This is a genomic window from Synechococcus sp. R5-15 (genome assembly GCF_047462035.1).
GTDB lineage: Bacteria > Cyanobacteriota > Cyanobacteriia > Thermostichales > Thermostichaceae > Thermostichus.
The window spans coordinates 1-12257 of the sequence record NZ_JANSIK010000066.1; the positions used below are offsets into that span (position 1 = coordinate 1).

Below are 12257 nucleotides of genomic sequence, written 5' to 3' on the forward strand. Positions count from 1 at the left end.
CTCAAAGCTTTGCGGGATACCGCCATTCTGTTTGGAAACAAACAGAATGCTATCGCTGCATAGTTGAACAATGATGTTCAGCAGTGTTCAGCGTAAATGTATCAGGCCTTCAATCTTCGGAAAGTAAGCCGATGGGTACACCTGCACAGCCAAGATGGGATCCTAGATTCACAGTCTTCCCCAGAACTCCAGATGACAACTCCCCCCGAAAAGCCTGATCCCAAAATGAAATCGGGATCCCTGCCCTCTGCCCTGCGATCCGGGCTGAACATTGCCCTGTTCCTATTCTTGGTGGTGCTGGTTTCCTACTTGGGTCTTAACTTCGTGCTGGCCTTGGTGGACAAGCTCAGGTGACCACTCCGTAAACCGATCCCCCGGCGTCACCCCGTTGCTGCTGGCCCGGATTTGCCAATGGCCCTTTGTCGCCAAGGGCAGGAAAGATACACTGGATTTACAGGACTTAACACCTTCTCTCAGTTGCCCCCTTGCCACCATGAGCCCCCTCTTTTGGTTGAGGCTGCCCTCTTTCTCCTGGCCTTCGCCGGGATCCCTTAAGCTTTATTCCAGATCCTACTCTGGATCTCAACCAGGGCCGACCCTAGCCCGCCGGGATCCTTCCTGGAAGCGTTGGCTGCGCTATCTTTATCTGCGCCTGTTGCGGCTGCAATCGTCGCCGAAAGAAATTGCCCGCGGCTTGGCGGTAGGGGTTTTTGCCGGCTGTTTCCCCATCTTCGGCTTTCAAACGTTGGCCGCTCTGGTGTTGGCTGTTCCGTTTCGGGGCAACAAGCTGGCGGCGGCGGCAGGGACCTGGGTGAGTAACCCCTTCACCTATGTGCCCATCTATGCATTCAACTACCAGGTGGGAGAATGGCTACTGGGATCCCGAACTGTCCTTCCCACCACAGAGCTGGTGGCGGCCACTTGGCAAAACTGGATGCAGTGGGGCTTGGAGATGTCGGGCACGCTGTTTGTCGGCTGTGCATTTGTCGGTTTTTGGGGATCCCTCGTCAGCTATTTTCTGGGGCTGTGGTTGGTGCAGCGGATTCGTCGGCGGCAGAAAATGGCCGGCAGGGGTCTGTGAATAGGCGCAAGGCGATTCAGAATCCCAACTGAGAACCCAATCCTGGACAGTCTGCAGGTGCAGAGATCCATCCGTTTTCACAGAGCTTTTCACAGATAAGGTCTCATGATGGAAGACATGCGAGCGTTGTTGACAGACCTCAGCCGTCGCTCCCAGCGATGGGGGGAGCAGTTGGGATCCGCTTTGCAGACGGGTATGAACCAGCTCACGCAAGCCCCTCAGCCCATTGTGTTGCTCTCTTCGCGGGAACTGGAGAAAATGCGGCGGGCTTGTCGCCTGGCGGCAGATCTGCTCAAGCACTTGGAGCCGATGGTGCGGCCAGGGGTCACCACCCAAGAGCTCAACGACGAGGCCGAGCGGTGGACGCGGGCGCATGGGGCCAGAAGCGCCCCTTTGGGCTACCATGGCTTTCCCAAATCCATCTGCACCAGCGTCAACCACGTGGTCTGCCACGGCATTCCCAGCCCCAAGCAGATCCTGCGAGAAGGCGACATCATCAACATCGATGTCACCCCGGTTTTGGATGGCTACCACGGCGATACCTCCAAAACCTTCTTTGTCGGGCAGCCTTCTGAGCGGGCGCGGCGCCTGGTGGAGGTGACCGAAGAATGTCTGCGGCGGGGCATTGCTGCTGTAAAGCCGGGGGGGAGAGTCGGCGACATTGGCGCTGCCATCCAAGAATATGCCGAGGCCCAGGGCTACAGCGTGGTGCGCGATTTTGTCGGGCATGGGGTGGGACGGCAATTCCACACGGCCCCCCAGATCCCCCACTACGGCGAGCGAGGAAAAGGGGAGAAACTCCGCCCCGGCATGGTGTTCACCATCGAGCCGATGATCAACGAGGGCACCTGGGAGGTGAAGGTGCTCTCCGACGGGTGGACGGCGGTAACTTTAGATGGCAAGCTCTCGGCGCAATTTGAACATACGGTCGCCGTTACCGAAACCGGTGTAGAGATCTTGACCCTGCCTTCCCAAAGCCCCTGAGCCGATCATGAACAGCGCCCCCGCTCTCCGCCTGCGCCTCTCCTCCGAGAACCTGCTGCTGCTGCTGGCGGCGGCAGTGGGGTTGGGCACGGGGCTATCGGTGGTTGGATTTCGCTACTTGATTGGCTGGTGGCGCTATCTGCTGCAGGACACCCTCGTGGATGGCCTCGGCAGGGCTGCAGAACACTATGGCCTGTGGCTGCTGGGATCCTGGCCGCTGGCTTTGGCGCCGGTGTTGGGGGGCCTGCTGATCGGCGCTTTGGGGGCAGTTGTGCCCTTTCCCAACTTGAGCCTCTCCAGCTTGGTGAGTCCTGCTCGTCCTTTGGCACTTCAGCCCTGGTGGATCCCGCTCAAGCTCCTGGCGGCTGCCATCTCGTTGGGTGCGGGAGCTTCCCTTGGCCCTGAGGCCCCCAGTGTGGAAAGTGGCGCTTTGCTGGGATCCCTGCTGGGGCAAAACCTACGCCTCTCGCGGGAGCGGGTGCAACTGTTGATGGCTGCCGGAGCAGCGGCTGGCCTGGCGGCAGGGTTTAACGCGCCCATTGCCGGGGTGTTTTTGGCGCTGGAGCTGGCTTTGGCCCGCACCTTCACCACTTCTGCTGTCAGTGTGGTGGTGTTGGCGGCGGTGGTCTCCGCCTTGATCGCCCAGGTGGGGTTGGGGGCACAACCCGCTTTTCTTTTGCCCACCATCACCCAGCCGGCTTTTGTCTTGCCGGACTACGAGATCCACAGCTTGCTGGAGGTACCTCTGTATCTCGGCTTGGGCTTTTTGGCCAGCCTGGTTTCTATGGCCTTCAGCTACACCCTGGAGTGGGGCAAGCACCTGTTCAACAGTGGCCCCCTGGCGGCCTGGCCAGCTTGGAGCAAGCCCATTTTGGGGGGCGGGATCCTGGGCTGCGCAGGTTTGGGTATCCCATTGGCGTTGGGGGTGGGCTATGAAACCATTGAGTCGATTCTGCAGGCCGTTCCCTTTTCTCTTGGCCATCTGGGCCTGCTCCTATTGGGCAAGCTGTTGCTGAGCGCTTTGAGCCTGGGCAGCGGCTTTGTGGGGGGAACCTTTGCCCCGGCTTTGTTCATGGGGGCAGTGCTGGGGGCAGGCTACGGTCAGGTGCTATCTCAAGCTTTGCCCTTGATTGCCTTGTCTCCCCCTGCTGCCTACGCCATGGTGGGCATGGCGGCGGTGTTGGCGGCCAGCGTGCGGGCTCCGCTAACGGCCATCTTGCTGCTGTTTGAGATGACGCGGGACTATCACATTGCGCTGCCGGTGATGGCGGCAGTGGGTTTGAGCATCTGGCTGACGGAGCAGTTGCATTCGCCGGCCATCTACCCTTCCGCCCGTCGTTCTCGCCACGCAACGCTTGACGGAGTCCTTGGGCAGGAGCCTAGAGAGCTGACGGTGCAAGAGGTGATGGTGCCCCCATCTCTTTTGCTTCGGCAAGACACACCGCTGCGAGAAGCTCTGGAGAGTTTGCTGCAGCAAAAGTGCCATAGCGCGTTGGTGGTGGACGGACAGGAGCGGCTGCGGGGCATTCTCACCCTGGAAGACCTGGAGCGGGCCTTGGCCCATAAGGAGGCGGCGGAGTTGGCGGAGCTAACCGTACAGGAGGTCAGCCAATCTCCGGTTCTCACCACCTTCCCCGATGAGGCGGTAGCGGTGGCAGCTGAGCCGATGTACGAATACGATTTGCGCCAATTGCCAGTGGTCTCGCGGGAAGACCCGGAGCAGATCGTCGGCCTGTTGGATCGAGAGCGGGTGCTGCTCTCCCAAGAGATTCAATCGGTGCGGCAAGCCCTGGAGTTGGAAGTTCCCCCAGCAGAGAGAGACGCCGGCAGGAACGGACAAGAGGGGATCCCAGATGCTTCTACTGCGCCCGCAGAATAGAGCCCTGCTGTCGGGATCAACGCTGCCGCCCAGAGGGGCAGGTGGGACGCAGCGGGCAGCGGCCACATTCGGGCATACGGGCCTTGCAAATGCGCTTGCCCAACCGGATGAAGTTGACATGCAGGGAATAGGCTTTGCCCCTGGGGATCTGAGGGGAAAGCTGAGCAAAAGTGTCGTCGGGATGTTTGGCCCGCACCAAGCCCAGACGGTTGGCCACTCGATGCACATGGGTATCCACCGGGCAGAGATCCCGACCCAGCCCGAACAACAACACACAGGTGGCGGTCTTCAGCCCTACCCCTTTCAGGGAGAGCAAAAAATCGAGGGCGCCAGCATCGTCTAGCTCTCTTAGAAAGTCCAGACTCAGGGATCCCTGTCGTTCTTGAATGGCAGCCAGGATCTCCTGAATTCGGACTGCCTTGAGGTGGGCTAAGCCGCCGGAGCGGATCACCTGGGCCAGATCTGCCGGGTCGGCAGCCAAGACCGCTTCCCAAGAGGGAAAGGCGGCTTTGAGGGCGCGGAAGGCACGGCTGCTGTTGGCATCGGTGGTGTTCTGGGAAAGGATCGTGCCCACCAACTCGTCCAGGAGATCCGGGCGGGGGGAAAGCCCATCGGGAGCCTGCTGAGGGATCCCAAAGCACTGCTCTAGCCGCATCAACAGCGATTCCATCCTGTCGGCGGGCGGGAGTTCTGCCAGCAGGGTTGGGGACTCCGCCGCTTTGGCGGGCACAGGCGGGCGTTGGGAAAGGCTGTCCAATCTTGGCTGTACCACGGCTTAACGGGCAGAACTCTGGCGGATCTCCTGCAACAGACGGGCGATGGCCTTGCTGGCATTGGGGGGAGCTGTGGCTTGCAAGTGGGCGGCCATTTGGGCAACCACCTGCGGCTGAGCCAACCAGGTCAACACCGTTTGCCGCAGCAAGTCCAGATTCTCTTCGGATTCTCGCATGACCACCCCCCCACCGCGCCCCACGAAGGCCAGAGCATTCTGATACTGATGATCCTCAGCGGCAAAGGGATAGGGGATCAAAATGGCTGGGGTGGCGGTGGTCAGCAACTCCGCCAGGCTCATGGCTCCGGCGCGGCTAATGGCAAAGTTGGCCCGCTGCAGCAGGGCAGCTACATCTCGACGGAAAGGAAAGGGCCGGTAGCGGGGATGGCTGGGGATCCTGGCTTCCGGATCTTGAGCTTCGCTGCCGCCGGTCAAATGCACAATCCAGGCCCCCGCCTCCAACCAAGCTTCGGCACAGGCGGCCACCATGCGGTTGAGGCCCCGCGCCCCCTGGCTACCCCCCATGACCACAATGAGGGGATCCCCGTCGGGAATGGGGAGGTCGGCAGGGAAAGGCTGGGGCGTGTAGAACTCGGCCCGCACCGGCGTACCCACCACTTGGGCAGCCACCCCTGGCAAATGCTCTGCCGTCTCTGCCATGCCCAGCGCCACCACCTGACAAAATCTCCCCAACCAACGGGTCACTTTGCCCGGGATCCGATTGGACTCGTGCAGCAACACCGGCACCCCCAGCGAACGGGCGGCCAAAATGGCCGGAGCGGCAATGTACCCACCGGTGGTCAGAACAACGTCAAACCGTCCCGACATAAGGAGTCGGCGCACTTGTAGGGTCGCACGGGCCAGTTGGGCCAAGGCCTGCAGCCTGTGGAGAGGGGATCCCTGCCAGCCCGACATGACGACCCGGTGCAAGGGATACCGCTCCCGCACCAGCTTCCCTTCCATCCGATCCGGCACCCCCAGCCATTCGATCTGCCAGTCAGGCAACTGCTCGGCAACGGCCAAGGCCGGAAAAATGTGGCCACCAGTGCCGCTGGCAGCAACCAGCAGCCGAGGGCGTGAAGCTGGATCCTTGGCGCGTGTGTCCACCCGTGTGCCGATTAGGGATCCCTAAGATCTGAATCTAGATCTTCAGGAGTTGTTGGAGCTGACATAGCGCAAGAGGGTGCCCCGCTGCCCCAGAATAAACCCTTGCTCGGGGCCGAAAAACTCAATGCTGTAGAAGTTGGCGGGGATGTTGCTGAGTTTCTTGGCCTGTTCCCAGGTTTTGCCACCATCAGGGCTGTGGATCAGGGTAGCGCCACCCCCCACCACCCACAGGTCGTGGTCGTTCTGGTAGGCGGCATTGAGGTAGCCAAAGCTGAGGGCCCGCCCTGGACGCAGCGGTGACGACCACTGGCCGGAGGTGAAGTCATCGGTAAAGGCGATCTCCGCCCCTTGGTTCAATTTCCAAGCGCTGCCGTGGGGGCCAAAGCCCATGTTTTGAATGCGGCGGGAGCTTTCCCGCGGGTAGGGCTTCCAGGTGCGACTTTCAGGAGTGTACAGAAAGTAGAAGCTGCCCCGCGACGACACCGCCAGATATTCGCCTTCAGGGCCGCGGGCAATGTTTTTGATGGCCCCAATCGGCTCATCCACTTGGGCATGCCAGGTCTGACCGCCATCTTCGGTGCGGTAGATGGCCCCCACATTGGTCACCATTTCGGCGGCGCCAGGGCCCAGAGCCTGGATCAAGAGCGGCTCCCCTGGCAGTTGGTTGTTGAGGCGGATGGAAGTCCAGTCGGATCCCTCGTTCAGGGTGTGGAGGAGGATCTTCGGCTGCCCGGCCACCCAGCCTTCTGCCCCAGCAAAGCTAATGGAGGCCAGGTAGGCTTCCGGCTCCAGACCCGGCAGCTCCCGCACCTGCCAGTGCAGACCCCCATCGCGGGATTCCAGCAGCGTCGCCTTGTCTCCCACCAACCAGCCATGGGAAGGGGTGGTGCCGGTGAAGGCAATGTCCAGCAGAATGTTCTGGGTGGGCACTTCCACCTGCTCCCAGGGCACCACCCGCATGTTGGGCATCCGCGCCGCCATCAGCAGCACCGAGACAGCAACCAGCAGCACCAGCCTCAGGGGTTTGAACATCTTGACCCTCACTCGACGAAATAAAAACTCATCAAAAATAAAAATCCCAGCGCCAGTCCCAAGAAGATCAGCAGGTTCTTTTGAGCAGGGGTCATCACGTTCACCCCCAGGCCGTAGCGCAAGTTCTCTTGAAAACCGGAAGGCTTGCCCTTGGCGCCCACTGCTTGGAACGAGCGCTTACCGGCTCGGCACACCGGACATTTCCAATCGGCTGGCAATTCCTCAAACGGTACGCCCGCCGGGATCCGATTGAGCTGATCCCCCTTGGCCGGTTCGTAAACATAGCCACAAGAACGACATTCGTAGCGCTGCATCCGCAGGGGATCGCTGAGCTGCGCATCGGTTTCATCTTCCGGCAACTCAATGAGCCTCGGTGTCTTGGGAGAACGGGGTTGAACACCGGGATCCGGTTGCGAGCCATTCATGGTCAGGGAGCCATCCGCATCGTCGATCCTATTATGAGAGGAATTGTTACAAAAATCTACTCAGACCCTTTCTTGTTGCTCAGGGGGATCCCGCACCAGCCTGGGATGCCGACCTGAAGAGACTTATCCGGTGGACACAGGGATCCACCAGGGGGATCCTATGTTATGTTTTGGCTATCCTGCCCTCAGTGTTGTGCAAGCGGGTGCCTTTCATGACCACGCCCCCTCGCCGACCAGCCCTCAATCACGTGCTGATCGTCAAGGATCGTCATGGGCCAAAAGCCTACTGGTTGACGGCTGAGCTCTACTCCTTAGGCCGGGATCCACGCAACAGCATTCGCATTGACTCCCAGTACGCCTCTCGCTACCACGCCATTTTGGTCAAAACAGAATCCCCCTCTTCTCCCGATGGGTTCACTTACCAAATCATCGACGGAGACATTCAGGGCACCCCCAGCACCAACGGCCTTTACGTGCGTGGGCAACGGGTGGAATTTCGGGATCTTGAGGACGGGGACGAGATTCAGTTTGGCAACGATGCCACTGCTACCTACTCGGTGCAAAACAAGGATCTGGATGAAATCCTGGCTACTTTTGAAAACACCCAGATCGTTGAGCTCTGAGAGGCTGCTTTCCCTGTTGAGTTTTGGCCTGTGGGGGATCCCCCTGTCCCCACGTGGGTTGAGGGGTTAACCGGCGCTCGGAGAAGGGATCCCGTCGCCGTATTTCTGGGATCGCTTGCTGGTAAACTGTGTCATACGAAAAAACAAAGCTGGGATCCCTGCTGTTTTATTGGGCTTTCTGCTTGCGGGATCCCTTACTTCTGTTGTCTCTAAGGGAGGATCCATCTTGCGCCCCATCCTCATCGCCGGCAACTGGAAAATGCACAAGACTCAGGCTGAGGCTCGCGAGTTTCTGCAAGAGCTGGGCCTGGCCCTACAATCATCGCCGTCAGGGTCAGCATCCCAGCGGCAGATCATCCTATGTGTGCCCTTTACAGACCTGGCGGTGGTGGCAGAGCAAAGCCGCGGATCCGACATAGCCGTGGGAGCACAAAACCTACATTGGGAGGATCAGGGAGCTTTTACCGGGGAAATTTCCGGCCCCATGCTGGCGGAATTGGGGGTGCGCTACGTCATCGTCGGCCACAGCGAACGGCGGCAGTACTTCGGCGAGACGGACGAAACCGTCAATCGGCGTCTGGCAGCCGCCCAGCGGCACGGCCTTACCCCCATCCTCTGTGTGGGAGAAAGCCAGCAGCAGCGGGAGCAAGGCTTGACCGAGTCTTGGATTGTGGGGCAGTTGGATCGCGCCTTGCAAGGGATCGATCTGGAGAACTTGGTGATTGCCTATGAGCCCATTTGGGCCATCGGCACCGGCCATACTTGCGCAGCCCAAGAGGCCAACCGGGTCATCGGCTTGATCCGGCAACACTTGGGCAATGCCCAACTGCCCATTTTGTATGGCGGCTCGGTGAAGGCCGGCAACATCGACGAGCTGATGGCCCAGCCTGAGATCGACGGCGTGTTGGTGGGAGGGGCCAGCCTAGACCCCCAAGAGTTTGCCCGCATCGTCAACTTTCAGGCCCTAGCTCCCGCCTAGGCCGCTAGCGGGATTGTCCCCACAACAAGGCCACCGGGAAGGATTTCAAGACAACGCCCACCGGCAAGGTTTCGCCGGCAGGGATCCTTTCCTGGGTTAGCCCGTTCACCCAGTCCAGCCGCTTCCAACGCGGCAGATGAATTTCGGTATCTGCCCAAACGGATTCTCCCAGAGGATCTTGGGTTTCGTCGATCAACTTTGTTAAAAAACGCGGCACTACCGTGAGCAATACCTGCTTACTGTGCTGACGGGCAAAAGCCACAACATGGTCAGCATGGGATCCGCTGATTTGCAGAGGAATGTAGCTGCCCTCGAGAAACAATTGGGGCTGTTCCTGGCGGGCCTTGAGCACGTGGTAAATCAGAAACAGCTTAATGCGTCCGTCGCTGCGGTGCAGGAGCAAATCCGCGATGAGTTGGAGAGGATCCTGTTTAACCCGCCGCTGAATTTCTTCCAAATAGGCGAGGCGACGGGAAAAATCCACAGGCCGACGATTGTCGGGATCCACCATGCTCAAATCCCACAGCTCCGTGCCTTGGTAAATATCCGGGATCCCAGGGCTGGTCAGTTTGATCAGCGTCTGCGAGAGGGAATTAAAAATGCCAAAGTGGGCAACTTTCCGTTGGAAAGGCAAAAAGGACTCCAAAAAGGGGTTAGGGCCTTGAAGGATCCGTTCGATAAAAGCGGTAGTGGCTTCTTCGTATTCGGTATCGGGGCGAAGCCAAGCGGTGTGGACCTTAGCTTCCCGCACTGCTTTGATGGCATAGTCTTTGACCCGCTGTACGAACTGGGGCACCTCTTCCGGTTGGAAGGGATAAGAGCCGAGCAAAGTTTGGTAGAGCAAATACTCGTCATTGCGATCCGGCAGTTCCGAGCGCTTAGCTTGTTTGCTGCGGACTTTGTAGCCGAGGTTCAGCTCATGCCAAAGATTGATGTGCTTTTCCCACTCGGCGGGGATTTCAGAAAGCACATTCAGCCGGGCCCGCACATCTTCGCCACGCTTGGTGTCGTGGGTGGCAGAAGCATTCATGGACAGAGGCCACCGAGCTGCCCGCTCTTGATTAAAGCGGTGAAACTCTTGCACCGAAAGGCCAAAGCGACAGGGATCCCCGCCGACTTCATTGAGAGATAAAAGGCGGTTGTACACATAAAAAGCAGTATCTTCCACCCCTTTGGCCATGAGAGGGCCGGCCAACTGCTGCAAGCGCATGGCAAAATAGATCTGCTCATGTTTCTCTTGGTCTGATAAATTGTCCAGAGACTCCAGGCAGAGAAAGCGCTGAATAAAATTCAGCTCATTCACCAAAACGGGCAGGTTCTCCTTGGCCTTCTCCACGGCTTGACAAATTACCTGTTGACCTTCTGGACTGAGGATCCCTTCGTGGATATAGACGCGGTAGACCGGAAAGCACACCAAAACTTCTACCAAAGCTCGACGTAAGCTGTAGAGGGTAAAGTCATTGGCATAGCGATGATGGCTGGTGATCTGCTTGAGCAAAAAAGCAAGGTTATCCATATCTCCTGACAGGTTGCGCTCGATGATCAGGCGTTTTTTATCTTCGATAACCTGCTCTGGGGAATGCCGTAGATTTGTGAAATTTTGATAGAGAGAGTCAAAAGCCTCTGCATTTTCTTCTTGACAAAAGATGCCGTTGAGCTTAGCCAAAAAATCGTAACCCGTTGTGCCCTGAACTGGCCAGCTTTGGGGCAGACTTTCATTAGCCTCTAGTATTTTCTCTACCACGATGTAAAGATTTGGGCAGCGTTCCCGCAGGCGATGGAGATACTCTTCGGGATTGAACAAGCCATCGATATGATCGATGCGCAAACCATTAAATCGTCCCTGTTCTGCAAGCTTAAAGATAAGCTGATGGGTTTTGCGAAACACCTCGCGATCTTCCACCCGCAGTGAGATCAGCTCGTTAATGGTAAAGAAACGACGATAATTGATCTCCTCAGCACCCACTTTCCAGAAGGAAAGGCGGAAATGTTGCCGCGCCAGAAGACTATCCAGCAGGTCAAAGCTTGACGGATCCCCTGGCTTGCCGTTAAAGATGTCAATGTTCTCGTCAAAAAAGCTCTGGATAGGTTGGCTAGAAGTGTAGAGTTCCCACAACGAATGCTTGGCAAAGCTAATTTGATCAGTGCGCTCTAGGAGATCTTCCTTGCTGGGAATGAATTTCAGGCTGAAGAGGATCCCGAGTAACTTGACGTAGTCGGGATGGCTGCGTCCCAATTTTCGCCGCAGCTTGCTCAGGTTGTAGGTAAAAACATCCGCATAGGTGTCAATATTGAGGGGGAACCTCAAGTTGTAGTAGTTAATACTTAGGCCATCGGCATCATAACGAAGCTGGATTTGACCCGACTCCAAACATTTGTCGTAGAAATCTCCCAAGAAAGGGGCTAAGATTCTGCCTTTGATCCCCAGGTAAGAGTGATTCCAATTCACATCAAAGTAGTCAACAAAATCTGAGTTGGGGCCACTCTCCAGAACATCCATGAGCATCTGGTTCTGGCCATCGTAGGCCATGTGATTGGGCACAATGTCCTGGATCCAGCCTATTCCCTGCTGATTGAGGGCTTCCCACAAGAGCTCAAACTTTTCGCTTCCCCCCAGTTCCTGGTTAATCTGCCTGGGATCCACCACGTCGTAGCCGTGGGTGCTGCCTTTGCGGGCCTGAAAGATAGGAGAGGCATACAAGTCACTGATGCCCAGCAACTTCAGGTAGGGAACAATCTGTCGTGCTGCGTCGAAGTCAAACCCAGCATGAAACTGAATGCGATAGGTGGAAGTCGGGATCCGCATGATGACCTTAGAACAATGACAAAGAAGCCGAGCTTGCCAACGGCATAGGGTCAAGAGAACAGATGTATCTAGGGTAGCGGCTAAGATCAAGGAGTCCTGCAGGGGAGAGGCGAGGTTAGTGAACTTGTCAAGGCCACAGAGGAGCGCTTCACCCCCGGTAAGGGGGCCGGCAAGGATGGCGAGGTGGGCAGGGATCCTGCTCGTGGGTGGGCTGATGGGGAGTTGGCGGAGTGAGGCAACCTGGGCAGAAAGCGAGTTTCGGGTGGGGAGTGAGCTGGTTTTGACCCTGCGCACCCCCGATGCCCCCGCTCGCCTCCGTCTGCTGAAGCAACGGTTGGAAGAGATTTTGCTACAGGCCAGCAGCCCTCAGGTGCAGGTCAGTCTGGATATCCCCAGTCCCAATCCCTCGACGACCGGCAGCGGGGATCCCCCAGCTCAAGCCGCTCGGATTCTTTTGAACCAGCAACTGCTGTTGGAGCATGCCTCTAACCCCCAAAAACCTGAACTTTGCTGAATTTACTGAGCTTTAGGCGGTTTGGCAAAAGTCATTGAGAGGGATATAGTAGACC

Annotated in this window: 12 protein-coding genes; 7 read left to right on the top strand and 5 right to left on the bottom strand. The window is 58.0% G+C overall.

Annotated elements, in window-relative coordinates; translation table 11 throughout:
• The first annotated feature begins 192 nt into the window (after positions 1–192).
• The 4 genes from NW839_RS06335 to NW839_RS06350 all read left to right on the top strand — a co-directional run bounded on the left by NW839_RS06335 (position 193) and on the right by NW839_RS06350 (position 3944).
• The gene (locus NW839_RS06335; RefSeq protein ID WP_414352050.1) at positions 193–354 is read left to right on the top strand and encodes a hypothetical protein; all 162 of its coding nucleotides are present in this window, start codon (positions 193–195) and stop codon (positions 352–354) included.
• 139 nt (positions 355–493) lie between these two features.
• On the top strand, positions 494–1081 hold the full coding sequence (locus tag NW839_RS06340; RefSeq protein ID WP_011433729.1) for a DUF2062 domain-containing protein: 588 nt from the start codon (positions 494–496) through the stop codon (positions 1079–1081).
• Between the two features lie 195 nt (positions 1082–1276).
• Positions 1277–2065 carry a type I methionyl aminopeptidase gene (gene map, locus NW839_RS06345; RefSeq protein ID WP_011433730.1) on the top strand — a complete coding sequence of 263 codons (789 nt, stop codon included), beginning with the start codon at positions 1277–1279 and terminating at the stop codon, positions 2063–2065.
• Positions 2066–2072: 7 nt separating this feature from the next.
• A complete protein-coding gene (locus NW839_RS06350; protein WP_414352049.1) occupies positions 2073–3944 on the top strand; it encodes a chloride channel protein in 1872 nt (623 codons plus the stop codon).
• Positions 3945–3960: 16 nt separating this feature from the next.
• On the opposite strand, the gene NW839_RS06355 is transcribed toward NW839_RS06350, so the two are convergent.
• Genes NW839_RS06355 through NW839_RS06370 form a run of 4 tightly spaced genes read right to left on the bottom strand, consistent with a single transcriptional unit; the run spans position 3961 to position 7280 of the window.
• Positions 3961–4716, bottom strand: coding sequence for an endonuclease III domain-containing protein (locus tag NW839_RS06355; protein ID WP_414380524.1), 756 nt, complete (start codon positions 4714–4716; stop codon positions 3961–3963).
• A gap of 3 nt (positions 4717–4719) precedes the next feature.
• Positions 4720–5823, bottom strand: coding sequence for an undecaprenyldiphospho-muramoylpentapeptide beta-N-acetylglucosaminyltransferase (gene murG, locus NW839_RS06360; protein ID WP_414352047.1), 1104 nt, complete (start codon positions 5821–5823; stop codon positions 4720–4722).
• A 42-nt stretch (positions 5824–5865) separates the two neighbouring features.
• Positions 5866–6855 (bottom strand): photosynthesis system II assembly factor Ycf48, encoded by a 990-nt coding sequence (locus NW839_RS06365; protein WP_414352046.1) that lies wholly within the window; start codon positions 6853–6855, stop codon positions 5866–5868.
• Positions 6856–6863: 8 nt separating this feature from the next.
• Positions 6864–7280, bottom strand: a complete 417-nt coding sequence (locus NW839_RS06370; RefSeq protein ID WP_255344539.1) for a rubredoxin — start codon at positions 7278–7280, stop codon at positions 6864–6866.
• A gap of 212 nt (positions 7281–7492) precedes the next feature.
• On the opposite strand from NW839_RS06370, the gene NW839_RS06375 reads away from it, so the two are divergent.
• Together NW839_RS06375 and tpiA are read left to right on the top strand one after the other, a co-directional pair.
• Positions 7493–7903, top strand: a complete 411-nt coding sequence (locus NW839_RS06375; protein ID WP_414352045.1) for an FHA domain-containing protein — start codon at positions 7493–7495, stop codon at positions 7901–7903.
• Between the two features lie 226 nt (positions 7904–8129).
• On the top strand, positions 8130–8882 hold the full coding sequence (gene tpiA, locus NW839_RS06380) for a triose-phosphate isomerase (protein ID WP_414352044.1): 753 nt from the start codon (positions 8130–8132) through the stop codon (positions 8880–8882).
• A gap of 4 nt (positions 8883–8886) precedes the next feature.
• On the opposite strand, the gene treY is transcribed toward tpiA, so the two are convergent.
• A complete protein-coding gene (gene treY, locus NW839_RS06385; RefSeq protein WP_414352043.1) occupies positions 8887–11688 on the bottom strand; it encodes a malto-oligosyltrehalose synthase in 2802 nt (933 codons plus the stop codon).
• A gap of 175 nt (positions 11689–11863) precedes the next feature.
• Between treY and NW839_RS06390 the strand changes: the two genes are divergently transcribed.
• On the top strand, positions 11864–12202 hold the full coding sequence (locus NW839_RS06390) for a hypothetical protein (RefSeq protein ID WP_414342341.1): 339 nt from the start codon (positions 11864–11866) through the stop codon (positions 12200–12202).
• Positions 12203–12257: the final 55 nt, after the last annotated feature.